Annotated in this window: 29 protein-coding genes and 1 pseudogene; 12 read left to right on the top strand and 18 right to left on the bottom strand. The window is 37.9% G+C overall.

What is annotated here, in order from left to right:
* Positions 1 to 192 precede the first annotated feature (192 nt).
* Both IQ31_RS23365 and IQ31_RS23360 read right to left on the bottom strand, forming a co-directional pair.
* On the bottom strand, positions 193 to 588 hold the full coding sequence (locus IQ31_RS23365) for a hypothetical protein (RefSeq protein WP_145330423.1): 396 nt from the start codon (positions 586 to 588) through the stop codon (positions 193 to 195).
* 3 nt (positions 589 to 591) lie between these two features.
* Positions 592 to 1,764 (bottom strand): FAD-dependent monooxygenase, encoded by a 1,173-nt coding sequence (locus IQ31_RS23360; RefSeq protein WP_158638961.1) that lies wholly within the window; start codon positions 1,762 to 1,764, stop codon positions 592 to 594.
* An 83-nt stretch (positions 1,765 to 1,847) separates the two neighbouring features.
* On the opposite strand from IQ31_RS23360, the gene IQ31_RS23355 reads away from it, so the two are divergent.
* On the top strand, positions 1,848 to 2,801 hold the full coding sequence (locus tag IQ31_RS23355) for a helix-turn-helix transcriptional regulator (RefSeq protein WP_145330419.1): 954 nt from the start codon (positions 1,848 to 1,850) through the stop codon (positions 2,799 to 2,801).
* 5 nt (positions 2,802 to 2,806) lie between these two features.
* Here the strand turns inward: IQ31_RS23355 and IQ31_RS23350 are convergent, their stop codons facing one another.
* Together IQ31_RS23350 and IQ31_RS23345 are read right to left on the bottom strand one after the other, a co-directional pair.
* Positions 2,807 to 3,064, bottom strand: coding sequence for a hypothetical protein (locus IQ31_RS23350; protein ID WP_145330417.1), 258 nt, complete (start codon positions 3,062 to 3,064; stop codon positions 2,807 to 2,809).
* Positions 3,065 to 3,211: 147 nt separating this feature from the next.
* Complete coding sequence (locus IQ31_RS23345; RefSeq protein ID WP_075992239.1) at positions 3,212 to 3,448, bottom strand: hypothetical protein; 237 nt, start codon at positions 3,446 to 3,448, stop codon at positions 3,212 to 3,214.
* A 343-nt stretch (positions 3,449 to 3,791) separates the two neighbouring features.
* Here IQ31_RS23345 and IQ31_RS23340 point away from each other — a divergent pair, with 343 nt between their 5' ends.
* Positions 3,792 to 4,259 (top strand): hypothetical protein, encoded by a 468-nt coding sequence (locus IQ31_RS23340; protein WP_088161279.1) that lies wholly within the window; start codon positions 3,792 to 3,794, stop codon positions 4,257 to 4,259.
* A gap of 26 nt (positions 4,260 to 4,285) precedes the next feature.
* Here IQ31_RS23340 and IQ31_RS23335 read toward each other — a convergent pair whose 3' ends face one another.
* From IQ31_RS23335 to IQ31_RS28305, 3 genes and pseudogenes are all read right to left on the bottom strand, one after another.
* Positions 4,286 to 4,732 carry a hypothetical protein gene (locus IQ31_RS23335; RefSeq protein ID WP_075992237.1) on the bottom strand — a complete coding sequence of 149 codons (447 nt, stop codon included), beginning with the start codon at positions 4,730 to 4,732 and terminating at the stop codon, positions 4,286 to 4,288.
* 119 nt (positions 4,733 to 4,851) lie between these two features.
* The gene (locus IQ31_RS23330) at positions 4,852 to 5,109 is read right to left on the bottom strand and encodes a hypothetical protein (RefSeq protein ID WP_075992236.1); all 258 of its coding nucleotides are present in this window, start codon (positions 5,107 to 5,109) and stop codon (positions 4,852 to 4,854) included.
* A gap of 4 nt (positions 5,110 to 5,113) precedes the next feature.
* Positions 5,114 to 5,221, bottom strand: a pseudogene (locus IQ31_RS28305) (DUF3606 domain-containing protein); the annotation flags it as partial.
* A gap of 167 nt (positions 5,222 to 5,388) precedes the next feature.
* On the opposite strand from IQ31_RS28305, the gene IQ31_RS23320 reads away from it, so the two are divergent.
* From IQ31_RS23320 to IQ31_RS23310, 3 genes are all read left to right on the top strand, one after another.
* Positions 5,389 to 5,589 carry a DUF2188 domain-containing protein gene (locus IQ31_RS23320; RefSeq protein WP_088161276.1) on the top strand — a complete coding sequence of 67 codons (201 nt, stop codon included), beginning with the start codon at positions 5,389 to 5,391 and terminating at the stop codon, positions 5,587 to 5,589.
* Positions 5,590 to 5,599: 10 nt separating this feature from the next.
* Positions 5,600 to 6,373, top strand: coding sequence for an Fpg/Nei family DNA glycosylase (locus tag IQ31_RS23315; protein ID WP_088161275.1), 774 nt, complete (start codon positions 5,600 to 5,602; stop codon positions 6,371 to 6,373).
* A gap of 84 nt (positions 6,374 to 6,457) precedes the next feature.
* Positions 6,458 to 7,066, top strand: a complete 609-nt coding sequence (locus tag IQ31_RS23310; protein WP_145330415.1) for a hypothetical protein — start codon at positions 6,458 to 6,460, stop codon at positions 7,064 to 7,066.
* 67 nt (positions 7,067 to 7,133) lie between these two features.
* Here the strand turns inward: IQ31_RS23310 and IQ31_RS23305 are convergent, their stop codons facing one another.
* The 9 genes from IQ31_RS23305 to IQ31_RS23265 all read right to left on the bottom strand — a co-directional run bounded on the left by IQ31_RS23305 (position 7,134) and on the right by IQ31_RS23265 (position 15,690).
* Complete coding sequence (locus IQ31_RS23305; protein WP_145330413.1) at positions 7,134 to 7,406, bottom strand: hypothetical protein; 273 nt, start codon at positions 7,404 to 7,406, stop codon at positions 7,134 to 7,136.
* A gap of 283 nt (positions 7,407 to 7,689) precedes the next feature.
* Positions 7,690 to 9,255: an ABC transporter permease/substrate-binding protein gene (locus IQ31_RS23300; RefSeq protein WP_145330411.1), complete on the bottom strand. Its 1,566-nt coding sequence runs from the start codon at positions 9,253 to 9,255 to the stop codon at positions 7,690 to 7,692.
* Positions 9,252 to 10,172 carry an ABC transporter ATP-binding protein gene (locus IQ31_RS23295; protein WP_145330409.1) on the bottom strand — a complete coding sequence of 307 codons (921 nt, stop codon included), beginning with the start codon at positions 10,170 to 10,172 and terminating at the stop codon, positions 9,252 to 9,254. Before IQ31_RS23295 ends, IQ31_RS23300 begins: the two co-directional genes overlap by 4 nt.
* A gap of 1 nt (position 10,173) precedes the next feature.
* Complete coding sequence (gene egtB, locus IQ31_RS23290) at positions 10,174 to 11,367, bottom strand: ergothioneine biosynthesis protein EgtB (protein WP_167512272.1); 1,194 nt, start codon at positions 11,365 to 11,367, stop codon at positions 10,174 to 10,176.
* A gap of 12 nt (positions 11,368 to 11,379) precedes the next feature.
* A complete protein-coding gene (locus IQ31_RS23285) occupies positions 11,380 to 12,381 on the bottom strand; it encodes an L-histidine N(alpha)-methyltransferase (protein ID WP_145330407.1) in 1,002 nt (333 codons plus the stop codon).
* Positions 12,382 to 12,932: 551 nt separating this feature from the next.
* Positions 12,933 to 13,406, bottom strand: a complete 474-nt coding sequence (locus tag IQ31_RS23280; RefSeq protein WP_145330405.1) for a hypothetical protein — start codon at positions 13,404 to 13,406, stop codon at positions 12,933 to 12,935.
* A 16-nt stretch (positions 13,407 to 13,422) separates the two neighbouring features.
* Positions 13,423 to 14,025, bottom strand: a complete 603-nt coding sequence (locus IQ31_RS23275; RefSeq protein WP_145330403.1) for a DMP19 family protein — start codon at positions 14,023 to 14,025, stop codon at positions 13,423 to 13,425.
* 439 nt (positions 14,026 to 14,464) lie between these two features.
* Entirely contained in the window at positions 14,465 to 14,950 is a 486-nt protein-coding gene (locus tag IQ31_RS23270) for a CinA family protein (RefSeq protein WP_145330401.1), read from the bottom strand.
* Between the two features lie 83 nt (positions 14,951 to 15,033).
* A complete protein-coding gene (locus IQ31_RS23265) occupies positions 15,034 to 15,690 on the bottom strand; it encodes a response regulator transcription factor (protein ID WP_088161265.1) in 657 nt (218 codons plus the stop codon).
* 384 nt (positions 15,691 to 16,074) lie between these two features.
* Here IQ31_RS23265 and IQ31_RS23260 point away from each other — a divergent pair, with 384 nt between their 5' ends.
* Positions 16,075 to 16,386, top strand: a complete 312-nt coding sequence (locus IQ31_RS23260) for a hypothetical protein (protein WP_145330398.1) — start codon at positions 16,075 to 16,077, stop codon at positions 16,384 to 16,386.
* A gap of 113 nt (positions 16,387 to 16,499) precedes the next feature.
* On the top strand, positions 16,500 to 17,381 hold the full coding sequence (locus IQ31_RS23255) for a DJ-1/PfpI family protein (protein WP_145330396.1): 882 nt from the start codon (positions 16,500 to 16,502) through the stop codon (positions 17,379 to 17,381).
* A gap of 216 nt (positions 17,382 to 17,597) precedes the next feature.
* On the opposite strand, the gene IQ31_RS23245 is transcribed toward IQ31_RS23255, so the two are convergent.
* Together IQ31_RS23245 and IQ31_RS23240 are read right to left on the bottom strand one after the other, a co-directional pair.
* On the bottom strand, positions 17,598 to 19,139 hold the full coding sequence (locus IQ31_RS23245; RefSeq protein WP_145330394.1) for a DHA2 family efflux MFS transporter permease subunit: 1,542 nt from the start codon (positions 19,137 to 19,139) through the stop codon (positions 17,598 to 17,600).
* Positions 19,140 to 19,368: 229 nt separating this feature from the next.
* Positions 19,369 to 19,629: a hypothetical protein gene (locus IQ31_RS23240; protein WP_088161260.1), complete on the bottom strand. Its 261-nt coding sequence runs from the start codon at positions 19,627 to 19,629 to the stop codon at positions 19,369 to 19,371.
* Between the two features lie 206 nt (positions 19,630 to 19,835).
* Between IQ31_RS23240 and IQ31_RS23235 the strand changes: the two genes are divergently transcribed.
* The 5 genes from IQ31_RS23235 (at position 19,836) to IQ31_RS23220 (ending at position 22,296) form a co-directional block, all read left to right on the top strand.
* Positions 19,836 to 20,432: a TetR/AcrR family transcriptional regulator gene (locus tag IQ31_RS23235; RefSeq protein ID WP_075992212.1), complete on the top strand. Its 597-nt coding sequence runs from the start codon at positions 19,836 to 19,838 to the stop codon at positions 20,430 to 20,432.
* A gap of 100 nt (positions 20,433 to 20,532) precedes the next feature.
* A complete protein-coding gene (locus tag IQ31_RS23230; RefSeq protein WP_075992211.1) occupies positions 20,533 to 20,967 on the top strand; it encodes a GNAT family N-acetyltransferase in 435 nt (144 codons plus the stop codon).
* A 52-nt stretch (positions 20,968 to 21,019) separates the two neighbouring features.
* On the top strand, positions 21,020 to 21,472 hold the full coding sequence (locus IQ31_RS23225; protein ID WP_145330392.1) for a VOC family protein: 453 nt from the start codon (positions 21,020 to 21,022) through the stop codon (positions 21,470 to 21,472).
* A 15-nt stretch (positions 21,473 to 21,487) separates the two neighbouring features.
* Positions 21,488 to 21,616, top strand: coding sequence for a hypothetical protein (locus IQ31_RS28120; protein ID WP_276521452.1), 129 nt, complete (start codon positions 21,488 to 21,490; stop codon positions 21,614 to 21,616).
* A gap of 140 nt (positions 21,617 to 21,756) precedes the next feature.
* Complete coding sequence (locus IQ31_RS23220) at positions 21,757 to 22,296, top strand: alpha/beta hydrolase (RefSeq protein WP_145330390.1); 540 nt, start codon at positions 21,757 to 21,759, stop codon at positions 22,294 to 22,296.
* Positions 22,297 to 22,301 lie beyond the last annotated feature (5 nt).

Raw genomic sequence — 22,301 nt, 5'->3', positions numbered from 1 at the left:
GCAACAATCGTAACCACAATAACCTTTAAAAGGGAGCTATTCACACCAAATGACGAAGTCTGATCTCACGTTCAGGCTTGATAACTTAAAAGATGCATATTAATTATCGCTTTTGATGACATTACTCCTACAGCACTAAATCTAGTTTCGCCAAAAAATCAGGTGGTCAATTTGCAACTAAGAATCGCATGGTCATTTGATACGAAATTTACATATAATAGAAGTTACTCGATATCCTAAAAATACACAGGGTAAAATACCTAAAATCAGCAATACCCAAAACCATATAGGATTTTCAGCCGACAACCATAGCCAACCCACGACCAGTATTATTAAACCACCAACTATAAGATTTTCTCTTGGCTTGCCCCCTATCCTCGTAGTAGCCATTCCACCCAACACACAACTAAACCAAACACAAAAAAGTTTGATGATAAATTGGGAAAAATTGGTGGCAGCGATTTCCTTACTGGTAAATATTTCTAAAGATGACGTGAACAGCAAGCCTTGCATTTTTGCAAAAACAGAACTCATTAATCCTATCGTTCCGAATCCAACTATGACGGAAAATATCTTTCTAAAATTCATTATCTAATTGATTTTAAAATTTAACTGGTCTTTCGTTAATACAATTGGATCAATCATTATTTTTTGCACATCAGCCTCAGAGGCGGCTCTGAATGAATGGACAAAACAGTTTAATTTTTCTTTACTATCAGGGATAAATGATGCTGAATTATTTTTTGCATTAGCCTGAAATTTCTGAATTATTGGCTGCATCATGGTATCATAATTGCAACAAGCCGTTTTTAAATCATTCGGATTTTGATGAATAAAATGAGCTAGCGCCTTTGCTCCATAAATTGATAATGATGCTCCCATTCCCGATAGCGCAGTGGGACAATACCCCGCATCTCCCAATAAAACCACATTACGATTTACTAAAGTGGATGAATTTACCATCCCCATTTTATCAATAAACATTAGACCGTTATCCGCGAAGCGACCTAACAAATGCTGTATATCTTCATTATACCCAGCAAAAGATGTTTTGAGTATTTCATTAGCTTTATTTTGAACAGATGGTAAATCTCCTGTATTATGTAAATAGCACTGAATGGCTATTTCATCGGAAGCAATGGGATAAATAGACAGCATCTTATTCACATCAATATAGATATTGAATTTGCCAACCTCATAAGAATGATGCTCTTTCAATCGTCCAGCCATATAAACAAATTTAAAATCCTCTAGCGTACTTTCCGGAAAATAATTTTGTCTTGTCGTAGAGCGTAACCCTTCTGAAACGATAAGGAGATCGGCCTCCAACACAGTTCCGTTGTTGAGTAATATTTGGACTTTGTCTTCATCATGCATTACGTTTTCAACAGAAGATGAGAAATGAATACTCACTTCATTTTTTACTTCGTTGTATAAAACGTGATGCAATCCGCCTCGCGTTATCAGAACGGAACGTTCAATATTCTCGTTCATTTTCTCATAGCTAAGACTTTGTATAATTGAATCGTCTGACTCCCTGAAATTTACAAATTCAGAGGGTGACGATGCTTGTTGTAATTGTTCTGCTAATCCTAATTCTTCGATAATACGAACGCCAAAACTCTTAAGCGAAATAAGAAATCCGGACTTACTGAATGATGCCGCTCTTTCCAAAACAGTCACCTTATGCCCTTGTTTGCTCAACAGTTTTGCAACAGTCAATCCAGCGATGCCACCTCCTGAAATAATAATATTTTTTTTCATTTTTTTCATTTTTATACAGCAAATATCTTTCTATATTTACAAATAAAATAGCCCAAATTAAACTAATAATAGTCCAAAAAATTATGTTTGATGAAAAGCGTAAAATGAGAAAACTTGCTGAAAAACTTGGCATCTCCTTATCTTCCATTGAAAATGAGATAAAATTTTTGCATTTCAACGAATTGAACATTGTGGACTTGATGCCCGAGATGTTAATAATGGTTCGCTCTTTAATTGCCAGCAAGACTTTTGCTTATAAAAGAAAACCAATCAGGACAATAGAAAAAGGACTACTCATTTCGTTTCAAAATATTCTTATTGACAAAAAATCGGCAAATGCCATTAGTAAAAGATCTTTGAACAATCAGCCTCATGTTCGTATTATACCTTCACATTTGGAAAGTGAAGTGTTATTTCCTAAAGATGTTCACGTACAGCAAATCAGCATTTTAGTTGAGCTGGAATACCTGAAACATTTTGTAGGAAATGATGCAGATAAATTGTCTTATCTTTTTGATATAGAAAAAACCTTTTGGATAGAAGAATTTTTGTCACCTGAAATGACTGATTTAATTGCTCAATTAGCTGACCTTTCAATAGAAAACATTTTACCGCAAGCTTTTTATCGGTTAAAAGCACTTGAACTTATTTATCTGCTTTTCAGCAATTTATTAAAAAGAAAAAAAACAGATTATTTCCATCTTAACAACGCTGAAATTGATGCGGTTTATTTGGTTCGGAATACGATAGCATCAAATCTGGAAAAATCCCTATCTAAAGATGAACTGGTAAAAATAGGTGGAATGAATGAGCTAAAACTAAGAAGTATTTTTACACAAGTTTTTGGAAAAGGAATGTACGAATATTACAATCATCTTCGTATGCAAAAAGCAGCAAGACTATTACAGCAGGAAAATCTTTCAGTTTCAGAAGTTGGCTATCAAATAGGATTTAGCAATCTGAGTTATTTCGGAAGGTTGTTTGAAAAACACTTTGGATTAAAACCAAAGAAGTGGCAGGATAAAAATAGAATGTAAATACCTTATCCCTTTGCAAATTCTACTTTACCGGAGAAATCAGAGGTTGAGAGCTCCATTTTAAATATGCCATCTGAGTCGGTAACGGTACTTCCAATTAGTTCCCCTTTTTCAGATTTAAAATTCACAGATGTATTGCTTGCTTTTTCATTAGTGTCACCCAATCTAATTACCCCCGATACAATTAGGTTTTCATACATGTTACTTTCATTCACATCTGTGTAAGCTTGCACTTCAAATCCACCGCTGTTATATCGTTGCACTCTCCTAATCGGATCTTCATTATACATTCTCCGAGAACAACCAATAGTTATAAAAATTATAGATAATAAAACTGTAAAAAATCTGTTCATTAAAATCGACTCGATAAAAAAATTACTTTTATAAACAATAAAGATAAGATTACATTTTTAACATCCCGCAGGTTGACCGTGTTGAACTGTATCATTGTTTTCTACTTTATACTGTTCAGCTTTAATACGATCTATTATACGTTTTCTTTTAGTGTCCGAGAGCTTCATAAAAGCTTTAGGACCTGTTAATCCCTTCCAAGCCATATCATTGTAAAAGTCAGAATCGAATCCATTGTCCGCATAAAATATCTTGGCGACTATTTCTTCGCCAAAATCCGGCAAGAACAAAGGCATACTGATGTATATCGGAATTTGTGGGCTAAAAGGAGGGTTACAACTTTTATTTTGATCTTCGTGTGTATACGCTAGCCGGTTAAAATTGCTGGCTCGCCACTATTTACCAATTGATAAACCTATATGCCACAGCTCTTGTTCTTTCTTAAATATTTAGAACCATGATATATACGGTTTATGCACAACAGCAGTATCAAGGCAGGAAAATCTCTCTGTTAGCAGTATTTATAATTGTAAAAAAAGATCACAAAAATAAAGTACAAAGGAGTGTAGTGACACTGAAAGATACAATTACCACAATTTGATCATTTATTTTTACTAAATTAATTAGTATTTTTGATCCATGAAACCTCTTGAAGTCTTTTGCCGTAATCGCGTTATGTATGTCCAAATGACTGTGCATGATAAAAGCATGGGCATGAAAGACTATCATCTTTACAACAAAAATGGGCTTGCTTTTTATGTTTTCAGAAAGTCTCAGGGAGTTTGGGAACTTGCGTTTGGAGAACTTGCAGATGATATAAAGGAAGCATGTATCGATGCACTGATCTTGCGATTCGATACCGATGTACCGGAGCTATTTTACCACCATGGCGTGCGCCAGGTAGTCGAGGTACGCGCGAAAAAATACAGTCTTTGGCACATTTATCTGAACAATGCTTATGTAGGCAGCATCCAGCACGACAAGTATACTAAGAATTTCGATTATCATATTGAGGACAACAGCCTACTGACCGACGACCAGGTACAAAAATACATCGGAATGATTCAACACGGGGAGCTAAAATGGAGAAAAGATGATAATAGATAATTTCGAGATTATTTGTGTGTTTAACGCTACTTTTTTAAACGTTTTGTCGGTTTCTTTTTTTGTGGCTTTGCTGGTGTCTTAATTTTTTTCTGTACGGCCTCCATGCGCTTTCTCCAGCTGATGATCTGAGATTCTTCATATACGGGAAGGCCTTTATCGTTGAGAAGCCCCATAGATTTAGCTAAACTAAGACTGAGACGTGCAGACTTACTGTTTGCTTTCTTCCAGGTCTGTTGATCGTCTTTAAAATCCTTCTCATAGGCAGCAATAGCCTGCTTAATAATGGCTAGCTCCTTCTTATATTCTTTGAGCTTTCGATAAAGAATCATTAATCTGTTATATGCCCCTGCTTGTAATGGTGCTTTCCTTATAACCAGGATATAGCTTTTGATGGCATCTTCAGTTTTACCTTCAAGCTCCTGCAATCGTGCATCTTTTAACAGCTCATTTTTGGATTTCTTAATACCAGTCATATTTATTTTTATCTTTCAATACGATCCTGAATACCCGGCCAAATCCCCGCTAATATATTGTAGAGTCCTTTTAACCTGAATATCATAATTAAACTTGAGAAAAGTAATGAACAAATTAACTAGCTCAAAGTTCCATCTCGGTTTCGGTCTACTTCCAGTAAAAGAAGAAGTTTGGCAATAGCGGGTTCCCTCCATTCTTCCGCAAGATCGCCCTCTATAAAACCAAAATCTTCATCTAAGATCATCTGGCAGCCATCCATCGTAATTCGGGCATATGGTCCGTTTTGCCCCTCCTGTCCTACTTCAAAATCACAGTATTTTTCTACTCCTATGTTATTTGTCACCGGAATTCCAGTGAATGTTGCTATAGCTCCCATATTCTCATTTTTTATTTTTCAAATAATTAATAACATCCTCACGACCATTGCCAACGCTTTTGATGGCCTCTTCGACTTGCTGCCGGGTTACGCCAAGTTCTTTTGCCAAATAATCTACCTCATAAGATCACCGCCAGCTACCTGATTGCGGTCCCTTGCATCTTTTTTATTTTTATTGTCTGTCATAATAAATGTTTTTGGAATAGAACAACCGCCAGCCAATAGCGTTTGAAAACTATCACTATTCTGATGTTGTTCTAAATACAAAAAGGAGGAATTATGCCTTGGTATAATGGAGATTATCCACCATCATATAAAAATCAACCGGTCAACATCCGGGAGAAAGCAACTGAAATCGCAAACGCTTTGCTTGAGGAAGGCGCCGAAGAAGGAATTGCCATAGCAACCGGCCTAAAAAAAGCGAGGGAGCATTTTAAAAAGGTAAAAGAAGAGAGTAGAAAGAAGTACACAAATTATTAAATCGACAACTATGCCAGAATTACCAGACCTACAGGCCTTCAGCAAAAATCTCACAAAAATGCTTAAAGGTAAAGTGCTTGAAAAAGCTGCCATTCACAACAAACAAAAAACCAAAGTCAGCCTGAATGAGCTGCAAACTCTAGAGGGCAAAAAACTCGTCAAAGTTTATCGGGAAGGTAAAAGGCTTTTTTTTGATTTTGGCAAAGATGCTACCTTGTCGGTTCATCTCATGTTGCATGGGAAACTGATATATTCTGAAGACGAAAACCCAAAGTATGCATTAGTTTCCATGAAGTTTAAGGATGGTGGCACGCTATCCATTACCGACTTTCAGAGGATGGCATATATAGAATTGAATCCTGAACATGCAAACGTGATGGATGCACTTTCTGAAAAGCTAAATCCAAAATTACTTTTCGGATTGCTGCAATCAAGCAAGGCCAAAATTAAAACTCTCCTGATGGACCAAAACGTCATTGGCGGTATTGGAAATGCCTACGCCGACGAAATCCTGTATGAAGCAGGGATATCACCACTTTCAATTTCAAACAAAATCCCCGAAGAGAAGGTTCAACATCTTGCCAAAGCAATTAAGGAGGTACTGGAAAATGCCGAACAGCAGATTCTAAAAGAGCATCCTGAAATCATTAACGGTGAGATAAGGGACTTCATGAAAGTTCATAACAAAAATGCGAAGGTTGATGGTAAGGGTCATGAAATATTGCAAACCAAAATTAGCGGCAGAACTACTTATTACACAGAGCAACAAAAAGTTTTCGAATAGGACAGGATACGACTAGAGAATTACTTATCTCAGTGAAGTTTTTTGGCACAGATCTGGTACGGAAATAATAGCAACTAATTGCATATGAATAATCTATATATTATCTTCTTTTTTTTAGTTCTCCAGGGCTGTACAATGCGTAAAAGTACAATGACACCGGTACAAAATAATAAGTCCAAAATATACAATGACAGCTCAATGCAACAAGACTATGTTTCCATTTTAGAAACAATTTTGTCTGACGATTCAGCTGGTATCAAACTGCAACGTGAAGGAGAACGAAGGGCGTTCATTCATAACAAGTTTATGAGAGATTCTATCTCATCATTGCATGACAGGAATTATGTTTTTTACAACGTCGATCCACAGAAGCTGATGAAAATACTGGATAACCAGCTCACAGATTCGCTGGATATGCTGAATCAGATGAACGAAAGGAAGGCAATCATCCCGATTCCAGCCGCTATCAAAGCAGCGTACACTGTTGATGACGCCGATAAATACAGGATGGACCGCAACCAAAGCATTTATTACTTTCATCTTCCCATTATAGGGTATAATCGCAAAAAAGCATACGTGCCGGTTGACTATATATGCGGCCCTTTATGTGGAAACGGTGATGCATTTCTGCTTGAAAAAGTGAATGGTAAATGGGTAATCATACAACGATTCTTTAACCTCTGGATCTCTTAAAAAAATGTAGTCACAATAATCTTTAAACAGAAGATATTCACGCCAAATAACCAAGCGGACTTATAGACTAATGGACCTTATCACTTTCTATAAATACACTTCCCGACAAATAGCACTCGGGAACATTGGCTAATACATAATCAATGTCCAGAATATTAGGACGAGCCGTACTTCCATGCCCACAATACAAACTCCTGATCCAGGTATCTACGTCATCCACCCATATCGCCTTCCAGGTAATATTTTGTGGATCCTGGACATTGACAGGTGAAATTAGGACATTATACCGCATCGCTCGCAGCGCGGTTAATACGACTCGATTTACTTTGACAAATTTCATCTTCGAAAGCTATATACGGTTGTCTTTACTTTGGAACAGAAATACAACCCATATGGTTCAAAAGTCATTAACTTTTTGTGCTTAGCGGCAGATCCTAATAGTACTAAATCTGACTGATCGCTTGCATCGGATCCATTCCCGAATCAAGAGACTCGTGGTGGTTACTCCTTTTTATATATAACTATTAAAACTGTCCTGTATGAGTTTTATGAGGTGTAATCATACAGGAGAAATGCTTCGGAACATCATTTTTTGACTTTCTGATTTAGTTTTTATACCACTTTTAGTAATATTTTTTCAAATCACTAATTCTTTCAATATGAAGTTCTCTGGCCTGAGACCGCCGCATCATTAGCGCATAAGCATTATTAAATCCCAAAGGTTTTAACCACTTGATGCCGTACAGCCTCTGAAACTCATTGTTCACATAATTATAGGTATCGGAAGGACTTTTGGATACGCTTCCTAATACCTGCTGATTTGGTTTTAACAACACCAAAAGGCCTGTTCCGGTGTACTCTACATAGCAATCAATCGCATCGCTCATCAAAGCATCAAAACATATTTTGGTCCCGCCTAACCCCGTCTTTGTATCTACTTTATAATTGGTATGGCCTTCAATCAGCATTTTGTATATCGCAGCTAAAATATATTGCTCCGCAAAAATTTTCGACCCTACCCTGATCGTACCAGTGCCCCCTGAACCAGGTGGTTTGTAAAGGTTGTTGTGCAGTAGAAAGTCCTTTGCAATATGTTCTGGCGTCTGCTTCAAAAAATCGGCTCTATAATTTAGATCCGTCATGACCGAATCATTGAACTTATCTGCCAGCAGATTCATTGTTTCTTCCAGCTTTGGGAATTTCTGAAGTGTTGCCGTCTTTATAATTGGCGCTGCAAAATAAGGTGGGAAAATCTTCTTGTCATCTGCCAGCACAAACAGGTCGTATGCCTTGATCCGCCCATCGGTGGAGTATCCGCTAATGAGATCAAGATCTTTTTCATAAGCGGCTTTATACATAATTGCATCGCTGACAACAAGTGGGTTGACCTGAAGACCATAGATACTGCGAAGTCCCAGGTCACCGTCCTGACGTCCCATAAACTCTGGTGTGAAACCTGCCTTGATGCGACTGTCATTGGACCTCATAACCATATAAAGCATACTTAAAATGCACACAGCGGTGAATATGCCCAAAATAATATAGGTCTGTCGACTTTTGATATTTACCTGGGAATATTGGATTAGTGCAATGCCTTTGTCCAAGAGGATTGCTAGTAATGCTGCAGGAATAGCACCGGCCAAGATCATGTTTGAATTGTTGAGGGATATACCGCCAAAAATAAATTCACCCAAGCCTCCGGCGGCAACAAATGATGCCAAGGTAGCTACACCAACATTGATCACTGCCGCTGTACGTACGCCCGCGATAATCACTGGCATGGCAAGTGGGAGTTCTACTCTGAGAAGCAGTTGCCAAGCGGTCATACCCATCGCCTTGGCTGCCTCCACGATACTAGAGGCAACTCCAGTAATGCCTGTAAAGGTATTCCGAATGATGGGTAAAAGTGCATAGATAAATAGTGCAACAATGGCAGGAATGGCTCCGATACCTAAGATCGGAATAAGAAAGCCCAACAATGCAATACTCGGAACGGTTTGCAAAACACCTGCAAAACCTAAAATAATAGCAGCAAATTTTCTTTTTCTCGAGATCAGTATTCCTAGTGGCACACCGATAAGAATTGCAAATACCAAAGATAAAAATGTAAGCCCAAGATGTTGGCCAATCTGGGTCAATAGCTTGTCCTGTTGTTCGAGCATAAATTGCCAAAAACTTTGCGCTTTCATACCACTTGTTGTTTTCGATAGTTGTTAAATGCACCCACTAGCGTTTCATAGGCTTGCGCCGTATCTGTATGCATACTCAGAACTTGAGTGGCATGCCATAAATCTGTGCTCAATGTAAATCCATAACGCGAGATAAAAGGATCTATCGCCGTAATCCCTTGTAGTTCTTGTAAGGTAGTCACTTTATACTCCAATAGTAGGCGATTTTCGGCGAAGAAATTGGCTACAAATTCATTTGCAGGTCTATATAACAGTTCTTTTGGCGTTCCAATCTGCACGATTTTCCCCTTGTCCATTAAGCAGATCCGCTGTCCAAGTTCGAAAGCCTCCGACACATCGTGCGTAACGAGGATGATCGTCTTACTGCGTATCTCCTCCAAGGATCTGAATTCTGCGTGGATATCTGCTTTGGTTATAGTATCCAGCGCTCCGAAGGGCTCGTCCATTAATAGAATTGGTGAATCGGCTATCAGTGCCCTAGCAATGCCTACGCGCTGTTGTTGGCCTCCACTTAGTTCATGAGGATAACGTTGGAGGATGTCTTCGCCTAAGTTTAATTTGTGAAGTAGCTCCACAGTACGCAGGCTTATTGTCTTTTTTTCCCATTTCAGCAATTCTGGAACTACAGCAATATTGCGTGCAACCGTATAATGTGGAAAAAGACCAGCATGCTGCATGACAAAACCAATTTGCCTACGTAAATCTTGGACTTGTTTTTCCCTGATATCTTTTCCAGCAATAAAAATCTGACCCCTATCGGGTTCGATAAGTCTATTGATCATTTTTAGGGTTGTCGTCTTTCCACAACCGCTGGTCCCTAGCAGAACAAGAACTTCGCCTTCCTTGGCCTGAAGGGAAATCTGATCGACTGCAACCTTTCCATTGAAGAATTTTGAAATGGAGACGATATCTATCATATTATCTCGCCAGTCTAATACCTGTAAATTGCCATTGCAGTGCCGTCTGAAAAAAGTTTCGGTACGTTTTGCGGCTATGATCTTTAGGTGTTGCAATAGAGGCTCCGCGCAAGACCATTTGGTTAACCATAAATTTTCCGTTATACTCGCCCACGGCACCAGCTTCCTTTTTAAATCCGGGGTAAGGTAGATATGCAGAATTGGTCCACTCCCAGCGCTGTCCCCAATTGACATAATCTGCCGCGACTTCCCACTCTGCCTCTGTCGGAAGCCGCATTCCCCTCCATGCTGCAAATGCGGAAGCTTCATAAAAGTTGACATGGCAAACTGCATCCTCATGGTCTATTTCCATCAACCCCGCTAAGGAATAATTCATCCATTGACCATCCATCAAATGCCAATATAAGGGAGCCCGAGCCTGACGCCGTTTTACCCAGTCCCAACCTTCGGCATGCCAATACCTGAAATCAGCGTACCCACCAGCTTCCATGAAAGCCATATATTCCTTATTTGTCACCAAATCACTCGCAATTTCAAAGTCATTCAGATAAACCTTATGTCTGCCTTTCTCATTGTCAAAACAGAAACCCGGACCTTCATATCCGATTTCATAAATCCCAGCATCAAATTTGACATACGCTGATTCAGCTGCAGTATAACTGATAGCGGCTTTTGTACTGCCGTATGCAGGAAAAAGTGGATTGTGCCCAAGTATATATTTGATATCTGTAAGCAGCAATTCTTGATGTTGCTGTTCGTGATTTAATCCTAGAACGAAGATGTCCAGAAGATCATTTGTCAAAAATCCACCATCCACAAACTCAATCATGTACTTGTCCACACATTTGCGGTATCTATAGATATCTGCCACGGACGGTCTGCTCAGATTTCCTCGATCTGTACGAATCACCCTTGCTCCTATTGTTTCATAGTAACTATTAAACACAAAATTATAATCAGCGTCAAATTGCTGGTAGTTTGGCAGATGCGGAAGTAAAATAAATGTTTCGAAAAACCAAGTGGTATGTCCAAGATGCCATTTTGGAGGACTAACATCTCCTATGGGCTGAACCACATAATCCTCGGTTTCCAACGGTTGGCAAATTTCTTCGGAATATGCTCGTATAGCAAGATAGCTATCGATCCATTTTTGCTTTTCCGACATTTCAATAAGCGCAGTTTGTATATTTTTCATAAATAAAACGTATTAGGACACCCTCCATACCGAATCAACAAACCATCCTTTGCTGTCTTCAATATTTGCGATCAGCTGAAATCCTGCTAAGGAAGCCATACGCTGTATTTCCTCAGGAGCATATTTCTGAGAAATTTCCATGTCAATCAATTCATTTTCCTTAAAAAATATGGAATCACCCTTAATATGAACGTGTTGATTGGTTAGGCTGACCAAGAAACTGCGGCAGGCTCCAGAAATTGGATCGTAGGACTGATAATGCTGAAAATATTGGGTATCGAAATCAGCTTCAAGTTCACTGTTGATGCGATTCAATAAATTGATATTGAAGGCCGACGTGATTCCGGTTTTATCATTGTAGGCAGAAAGAACGGTGTGTGGATTCTTTTTGAGATCGAAACCGATTATAATCATATCACCGGGGCTTAGTTTACGGCGCACTTCGGCACAAAAAAGCTGGGCTTCGTCCATATCCATATTACCTATATTACCGCCTAAAAATAATACTACTTTTCGCCGTGTGGAAATTTTCATCGCTTGGTCAAGCATTTCAAAGTACTCTCCCTCAAGCGGTACAATGTCTAAATTTGGGATGTCACGATCTAATTTTTCGACTAATAACGAAAGAATATTGCCCGATATATCGATAGGCATATAGGAGTATGAGGTGTGATTTGCGCTGAGATGTTGTAATAGATGACTTGATTTAAGGGCATCACCTGCACCGAGTTCTATCAGGTCGAAATCGGATTCATCAGTAGTGATTAAATCCGCTAGCTCAAAGGTTTTTGTGCGGAATATTTCGAGCTCGCAGTCGGTCAGGTAATATTCGGGCATATGCATGATATCCTGGAAAAGTCGATCGCCAATGGGATCATAAAAATACTTTGAATATAATTTCTTTGGATAAGTATTTAAACCTTCTATCACGTCCTTGTGAAAAATCCCTTCATACTTTTCGATCTCAGGTACAGCACTATTTACCGGTAGAACATTATTTAATTGTAAACTCATAACTCTATGGTTTTTGCGGTCTTTTATACAGCAATATAACAGGCAAAATGAGCGAATAGTTTCAGAATAATCCAATCTGTGGAAATAGTCGATCTCTAACGACAAGAGAAGAACATGAGAAGAGTAGAACTTCACGACTACACAGCACAGTCATTGGCTGAAAGAATTCCGTTCTTTAAAAAAATTTTAACAAAGTAACTTTCTGAACCACACTAAAGATTATCTCTCCGACATTTTTAGTTAAAACAACGAAGTCTGCGCCGCATCACTTCCCAATGGTAGCAATCCTTATACAGGATCGGATATTTGGGAAAGGTAATGGCCTGCACGTTTTCCAGATAGTCATAATTGTAATCCAATTGACGGCGCTCGTCCCGCAATTGCGGAAAGGTATTTTTGATAATCTCAATATCGGTATGGAGGCTAATATCCCAGCACCTAATGGTATCCTTTTTTGTTTGGCTTTGATACGAATATACGCAATTTGTACTTTAAATACCGATTGCCCTACGGCAAGAAAATGGCTGCTTATTGGTTCGGACCGGATCTGATTACCGAAGGATCTCGATAGCAAATACTTTCTTTTGGGTCTGTCCATCGCTAATGGTAGCCACTACCCGACCATATTCCAGGGAGAATAGGATATCGATCGGATTTTTGCGCTGAAACCTGGTCTTGGTACGCAGGTAATTGACAATATTTTTCTCGTAGAGCTTAAGCATACGCTTATCCCAATTCTCCTCCTTGATGCGATTGAGAAAAATACGATAGCCTGAACCTGTTTCCAGTAGACTTTCAATCTTATCGGCCTCCTGCGGCAACTGCAAAGCTCTTCCCTCCTTTGCCCCTAGTTGATGGGCATGCTGATCGGCAGCTTCCTTATCATCATAAGGCGTGAGCAGAAAACCTGTCTTTTCCTTAACATCGGGCCACTCAAAGCGCTGCAGCACAAAGTCGGCATAGCCCGACTCGACGAGCTCGCGAAACGAACTTTTGGTGACTTGTTCAAAGGGATTGTACAGCATAGGACTAAGATAGGATTTAATCAGTAAACTCTTTCTTGTTCTTTCGGATGTAGTCAACCTGAATTTTTTGCAAGTTTTCAACGTCATTAAGTTTGTAAAATTCCTCGTCAAATTTGTTTAACGGATTGTTCTCATAAGATTTACTAAAACCTTCTACCGTACCATCCTGTGCTTCGGTTATTTTCGATTTCTCCTTTTCAAAAGTGCTGTTTGCCCGCTGGGTCAGATCAGCAAATTTAGTAGCGCCAACTAATTTCAACGCTTCTGGCAGCGCAGCAGCAAATTGGCCGCTTGAATTAAAATAAAACTGGTTATAACCACCATTATTTACCTCTGCTTCTAATTGGCTGATCATATAAATTGCTTGTCTAGATTTGTTCCAAGACAAGACGATTTCATATTCTTTATCATATGCCGGCGATAACTTACGAAAGAGGTTATCATAGACGACTTCCAATAACATGTCATCCGATGTCGTATCAATAATTTGCTCGGTTAATGGCGTCTGAATTGATGGCTTATTATTATTTTGCTTCGTACGTTCAGAACAGCCAAACAAATTTAAAATCATTATTATAATTCCAATGGTAATAATCGGTGTTCGCATTGATTTTATCATCTTTAAATCTTTTTATTACTCAAATATAATCATTGATTAACCATACTTTTGTGTTTTATGTATCTCGCAAAAGGATGGCTGCTGCTGCGGCTCGGTCTTTTTTCATTTTTATCAAACCAAGGTCTCAAAAGAATTGTCCATCTATTGTCGATCGTTACGTATCAGTTCAGATTGATTGATTTAATTGTATGGTCAGGTTTTTAGGCCTGGCCATTTTAAACGTATTTTCCGGTCCTAAATGGATCTGTCTATAATTTAGTTAAGGGGCTAATCGAAAGATTAGTCCTTTTTTTGAAAAATAATGAACTATTCTATCAGAATTATGTTCTTCACCAGGTTAAGTTAGTTTGTTTTAGTAGTTATAAAGGTCGGGGATTCATGTCACCGGCCTTTTTTATTTTTTGTAAACCACCTACGATAAATTTGAGAGGAAAAATCACTAAAATAGCTTTGCAAGTATATTTTCAAAGGTGACCAAAATATTTTCGCCATATTTCTGCTGTGCTTTTGTACCTAAGAAGTTCTTTTTCAATGCTGTTTTTTCGGAAACGATTATCTGCATGTTATAGGATATTGCAAAATATGCATACAACTTAAAATGTGACTCTTCCACCGGAGTTGCGTAACCGGTAACACCTATACCAAAATCAGCATTGAACAAGTGTGATGCCTGCAGTGCCATATCTTCTGCGATCTGAGACGACACACAATCACTTGCTCTGGCCTCATCCTCATCGATTCCCAATAAATTTACTTTCTCTTCAAGCGTGTAAGCTGTAATCCCACCTTTAAAATTAACTGCAGCATTTTCGATCTGGGACAGCATAAACTGAAGCTGTCCAGCTGTTACACTTTCGGCCGTTGCGACAGTCTTACGATCAAGTAGCTTGCCAATACGTTGAATTACTTCCTTATCGAGTTCCATCTTATACTTATTAATTTAAAACTATAGCCTTAGCAGACCTTTTATCTACACGGAATCTTAAATCCATTATTGACCGTAAGCATTTATTGTAGCAGTTTATTTTCAAAGGCAAACCGCACTAGATCAGCTGTATTTTTTGTTTTTGTTTTATCAATCAGCTGCTGCCGGTGCCCCTCAACTGTTCGTTTGCTCAGAAATATCTGATCTGCTATTTCAGCATTTGTAAAACCACGTGAAATCAGTTCCAAAACCGTTAATTCCCTTTCAGAAATATCGTAGCGATGGAAAATAGCCTCTTTATCGATATAAATAGGACTATTTAGCTGAAAATGATCGAGGAGGGATAGACCTATTTCCATTGAAATATATCTTTTACCCTGTAATATGTTGAATATACCTTGAACAAGTTCGTCATAATCCGAATTTTTCGATAAAAAGCCAACTGCCCCCGCCCTAAATGCTTCAGCCACGGTATTATTATCCTCGATCATTGATAAAACAGCAACGTCAATTTCAGGATATTTGACCTTCACTTTATGGATTAATGTAATGCCGCTCATCTCTTTCATTTTGAGATCCGTAATTATAAGATCAGGTGTCTCGCTTTTATCTAAGAGTTCTAGCGCCTCTACTCCATCTCCCGCCTCCCCAACAATGGAGAGTTGCTCATGTGACTCCAATATTAGCCTAAAGCCGTTCCTTACCAATGTGTGATCGTCAACAAGTAATATTTTATACATCGTAGTAGAGAAAATCGTGTGTTATAGGTAATTCAGAACAATTAGCCTGCCATTTTTACATTACTAGAAAATTTTCAATTTATATTTTAAAATTTGTAATAATTACTTATTAACCCCAGTATTATTACCTTCCATGAAATACATAACGCCATTCCATCGTATAAACATCCCCCTATAATTTTTATAAAAAGTATCCCTCTCACTTAAAATTGGATTATGAACTTCCAATACATTAAGATCCTTAACGCTGAAACTTAATATCCGCAGTTAAAGTACTTCATCAGACTATTATAATGATTTCAAGTAGTAAATGACTTATATTGCGTAGTTTATCATTTAACGAAACCGATCCCAAGAAGGTTCACTTTATATATTTATTAAAAGATGAAAAAAAACCAAATTACGCAGGATCGGTATCAAGGTATACTTATCGTTGCATTCGCAATTGTCGCACAACAGGGCCCCGAGAATCTTCCGAACGATGTGCCAGATAATCCTGAAGAGGAATTATCAGAGAATGAATCCGATGAAACTCCAGAAATGCCCGATCAGGATGATTTAGGCATCGACGGAGAACTAGGAAACGAAGAAGAAAATGAATTTCCTGAAATTGACGAACAGGAAAAAGACGAAAGAGAGTTCCATGACCGTTTGACGACTTTGTTTCGGGGCTGTTTTCTTACAAATATTTTTTAGGCGAAACCGCACGGGTTTGGATATTGTTATCTCTTAAAGATTTATAAAGTGTGGAAAGTTTGACATTCGAAGCTTTTCAATAGCACGAATTACAAACAATAAAAAATATTACTATGTCATTATTTTCAAACGATTTGAGCAAAGAGCCTGTATTTGACGGCATTGGTTACGAACCTTCTTTTTTTTCAAGAAAGACGATGGTTACGACCAAGACAAATTACAGTAAAAAAAAGTACAGTGATAGCAATAAGGACACCCGAAAAAAGATTCTGGTGCTCTGCACAGAAGAACGGTATATGACCATGAAAAATGGAAAGAAGTTTTCAACAGGCAATCATCCGGTCGAAACACTGGTTCCGATTCTTCATTTCGAACAGGCTGGATTTGATGTTGACTTCTACACACCAACAGGTGCTCCTGTAAAATTTGAGATGTGGGCTATGCCGTATGAAGATGAAAACATCGGTAAAATCCTCGACAAGTATAATACGCAATTTTCAAACCCGCACAATCTGAGAGATTTTATAGCTGACACGAATAAAGGATATGTTGATTACGTTGCCGTTTTTATCCCAGGTGGGCATGGCGCAATGCTCGGACTACCTGAAAATAATGATGTCAAAGAACTTATCAAATGGGTAGTAGCGGAAGATAAATATCTATTGGCAATCTGCCATGGTCCCGCAGCGCTCTTAAGCGTAGCAGATTGCGGAGACGCTGATTTTCCTTTTAAGGGATATAAGATTAATTCGTTTCCTGATGAAATGGATAAGACTTTGCCAGAAAGTGGATACCAGCCCGGCGAGATGCCCTGGTTTTATGGCGAAAAACTCAAACAGCTTGGGATCGAAATTTTGAATAAAAAAATTGCCGGCGATTGTCACGTTGACAGAAAATTAATTACTGCAGATAGTCCGTTAGCGGCTGATAAATTCGGGAAACTCTGCGCAGATGAACTTCTCGCCGATGAAAAATCAAAAGTGGAAAATGGATAGGCGATTTTTTTTCAAATAAAAGGTCTATATTCTGTTTTGAAAGCACATGTGTCAAATATGCAAAATCCTCCCTTGAACTTTTGCTTCTTGATAATCACTTTATTTCCATATGCTACAGATGGCTTGGCAAGCTCCAAACCTATTCCGGCTGTACCGCCAGAAATAATAACTGAGTTGTTTTTGTGTTCATATTCTTATTTTTTGAGATTAATTTTACTAATGATCAGCTGCTGCGACCACAATTTTTTTATTACTTTTCCGCATGGAGAAAAATAACAGCAGAGGTAGAGATAGTGCAAATGCCGCCCCGATGAAAAGATAAGCGTCGATATAACTTAACATGAAAACCTGTTTTTGCACAATCATATCCATTAGGCCGATGGCCCGATGCTGCGCATCACGATGCCCAAAACCTTTAGTTTGAAAGAGAGCTGTATACTTATTCAGTCTTTCTACCACTGAATTATTTGTGTAGGTGATGTTTGAAACTAAACCTGACCTGTGCTGGGCCATTCTTCTGACAATAAACGTATTGATGATAGAAATACCAAAAGACCCGCCCAACTGTCTCATCATATTATTTATGGCTGTTCCCTGCGGTATATCTTCGGATCTTAATGACGAAATTGCAAGTGTAGAAAGGGGAACCGTCAGCAAAGCCATTCCCAGTGCCCTGAAAATCAAATTAACTGATATTGTCGTGAACGGGACTTCTAAAGTTACCCTGGACATCGACCAATTGAAATAGATGAAACAACAGAAGCCGATGAATACAACTAATGCAGGTGGTACACCTTTCTGTAGCGCACGCCCTGTAATTATCAGCGCAAACACGGCTATAATAGATCCAGGAAGGAGCATTAAACCAGCCATTGATGGGGTAAACTGTAAAAGCCGCTGAGCAAATACCGGGGTCAGATAAATGGAAGTAAACATCCCCATACCGGTAATAAAAGTGAGCAACGCAGAAATACTTAATGAAGGAGATCTTAAAATAGATAATTTCACCACAGGCTGTGCTGTGGTAAGTTCCCTGTAAACAAAAAGAAGAAGTGAAAAAAATGCAATAACTGCAAGTATGATGATATACCGGGTTTCAAACCAATCTTCTGTTTCCCCACGTTCAAGAATGGTCTGTAAAGAACCAATTCCTACGATCAATAATAAGATTCCTGCCCAGTCTATTTCTTTGACCTTTTTTCTGGTTGGCGACTCCGGAAGAATCCGATAACAGATAATAGCCGTAATGATGCCAATAGGAATATTAATATAAAAAATCCATTCCCAGGAAAAGTTATCAATTATGTGTCCACCAAGTGTTGGCCCGATCGTCGGTCCGATAAAAACACCGATACCAAACAGGGCACTCGCAATATTTTGTTTTTCTTTTGGAAAGCATTCGTAGACCACCGTCGCAGAGACAGAGAGCAATGCCCCTCCGCCGATACCCTGAAAAAAGCGGAAAGCCACCAGCTCCCATATACCTGAGGCGTTGCCACACATAAAAGAACATAATGTAAACAGTACAAGAGATCCGATATAGTAGTTTCTTCGCCCCAGGTTATTCACAAGAAAACCCGTCATCGGAATAATGATAACGTTTGCGATGCCGTAAGAAGTCACCACCCAAGAAGTATCTTCCAATGTTGCCCCCAAGCTTCCGCTCATATGATTGATTGCCACATTGACAATAGACGTATCAATCAATTCCATGATAGCCGCTGATATAACGGTGATGATCAAGAGTATTCGATTCATTTTTTTATTTATAATTATTTAAACAATTATATACCAAATAGTATATAATTGTTTAAATAAAATCATTAAGATAGTTAAGGTTGTTTTTGTATTGTTGCCCCGGCTGTTGTTTCCGAATCCAAGTTAGCCCATCGACTTGTAGATGGGCAGATATATTAGTAAACATATTCCAACTTTAAAGGCCTCCATGTGCCTCGATCGTTAATTTTAAGAGATTGTTCATAAATTATTATCGTATTATTTTGTGGCCATACAAAGTTGAAGCATCATTTATGCATTTATTGATTCGGTTGAACACAATCGAGATGTTACCCTGAAATACTGCAACTGCCGATTCATTCCGCTCGGAAAAATTACCGTATATCGGTCCTTTAGTCAGTTTAGTCACTTTCTGAATATCAGTTAATGCCGTATTTTCATATCCTTTAATATGGAATACCTGTGCTGATCTCTGAATGATAATTTCTCTTGTTTTTTCTGCTTTTGGCATCTTGACAATTACTATTGACAAAAACTTTAATCGTGTACAAATATATAAAAATATAATACCGCTCGGTATATTATTTCTTATTTTTATTGATTTGTTACATATTAAAGACTCCACATTTGAGGCATTATCCAAATAATCTTTTAAAAAAAAAAGACCGGTCGTTCTATTTTTTTAATTAACTTTGTTCTGGGCAAGAATTATCACTGATGAAAACTCAAAAATCCGAAAATACCAAACAGCTGATCATAGAGAAAACTTCGACCGTTTTTAATGTGAAAGGCTATGCGGGTACATCCATAAAAGATGTAATGAGCGCCACTGGTCTTTCGAAAGGTTGCGTTTATGGTAATTTTGAGAATAAGGATGAGATTGCATTAAGCGTATTTGACTATAATTTTGCTAAGGTAACGCAGCATATGAAAGAACGTATTTTAGCAACTAAAGATTCACTTGAAAGGTTGTTGGTTTATCCTCATACCTATAAAAACTATTTCAGGTATCCGTATTTACAGGCAGGATGCCCTATTTTAAATACTGCCACGGAGGCTGATGATACACATCCGGCACTGCAGAAACGCGTACAAAAAGCCCTGGCATTTTGGAAAACATCTATCGAAAATCAAATCAAACGCGGCATAGAGAGAAATGAAATAAAAGCAGATACCGACCCTACCGAAATTGCTGTAGTGATGATCTCGATGATCGAAGGTGCTTTTATGCAGGCAAAGGTCAACAAGCATATGACAGAGCTTAATATAGCAATGTCCTATTTAGAGAGAATGATCAGGAATCTGAAAGCATAATTTTTTTTTGCTTATGAAAAGACCGATCGGTTTATTTCAATAAATATTATACTAAAAAACGAATAGAATATCATTAAAACTAAATTACCATCTTAAAGTTATGCCAACACAAATCAGGCTCGCAACAACCGGAGATTATCCAGGAATCATGGAAATCTGGGAATCCGCTGTAAGAGCAACTCACGACTTTTTGCTTGAGGAAGATCTTTCCTTCTTTAAACGAGCTATTCCAAAGGATTATCTCCCTAACCTCGAAGTATTTATCCTTATTGAAAACGGGAAATCTATCGGATTTTCATCGGTATCAGAAGGAAACCTCGAAATGCTTTTTATTCACAATGACTACCGTAGCAAAGGATATGGAAAGCATCTATTTCAATTTATGGATGAAACGCAAGGCATTACAAAGGTTGATGTTAATGAGCAAAATTATCAGGCTAGAGGATTTTATGAAAAATTAGGGTTCAGAGAAGCAGGGAGATCCGAAAAAGATGGCTCTGGTAAAGATTATCCGATTATTCATATGCTAAGATGAAATGGTAATAATTATGACAACACTATAATTATTAATAATAAAATATATAAAAATGATTGAAGGATTATATGAGACACACATTCAAGTAAGCAACTTGGAAAACGCAGTGCAATTCTATACTCAAATATTGGGACTTGAGTTTGCGCACTATGATGAAACCCGGCCGATTGCGTTTCTTTGGATCGGAGAAAATAAAAAGGCCATGCTCGGACTTTGGGAACAACAAGGAGATCTCCATAAAACACATTTTGCATTCAGCTGTTCCAAAGATTTTATTTTAAATAACGCAAATACTTTTTTAGATAAAAACGGATTAAAAGCCTATAATTTTCTCAAAGATGGAAGCAATGAACCAATGGTTTTTGCCTGGATGCCCGCACTTGCTCTTTATTTTGACGATCCGGACGGAAATCAACTCGAATTTATCCATATTCTAAAAGGTAAATGTCAGCCAGAACTTGGCGTACTTAGCTACAAAGAATGGCAAAAAATCAATTCACTTTAATAGATTAGATACCATATGAATGAAGAAGACGATTATTTGGAAATAAACAGGGAATCTTGGAATACCAGCACAGAAGCTCATATCCATTCTGATTTTTATGACCTGGATGTCTCAAAAAAGAATCTTGTAGATACGGAGCAATAAAATTTTATATTGTCCTTAAATTAAAATAAGCTATTTCTTCAAATTATATGTTTTTCAGGTTAATAATTCTTTATCTGTCATTTCTTCCATTTGCTGTTCATGCTCAAAATAAGTATGTATTTTTTTTGCATAATAAATTTTTGGAAGAAAATCCGTTAAATGCACATCATCCTAAATACGGACCAGCGGCATATACAGCTATTTTAGAAAAACTTCAATCTAAAAATTCTGTCATACTATCTGAAAAAAGAAAGGTCGGCACTAATCCCAAGAAATATGCAAAAAAAATGATTCTTAAAATTGACAGCTTACACAGCGATGGAGTTCCTTATGACCATATTTCAATTGTTGGAACGTCTCAGGGAGGTTATATAGCTCAATATATCTCCTATTATGCCAAAAATCCAGCGTTGAAATTTGTTTTTATTGGCTCAAGCTTTAAAAATGATTCGATGAATAAAGATCAAAAGCTCAGGCTCTACGGGAAGATTTTATCGATTAATGAAAAAACCGATGTTGACGCTGAGTTATTATCAAGGCAACTTAGATTTAAAAATTCTGATTTAAAATCTTTTAAAGAAATTACTCTCAACACAGGTATGGAACACGGTTTTCTATTCAGGGCATTAGACGAGTGGATAATACCTGCCAAAGAATGGAAAAGCAGTAATAACCTATAAATTTA

Origin of the sequence: Sphingobacterium siyangense (assembly GCF_007830445.1) — a bacterium.
Taxonomy (GTDB): Bacteria; Bacteroidota; Bacteroidia; order Sphingobacteriales; family Sphingobacteriaceae; genus Sphingobacterium; species Sphingobacterium siyangense.
The sequence above is the reverse complement of the archived record's forward strand: the minus strand, read 5'-3'. Positions and strand labels throughout refer to the sequence as shown.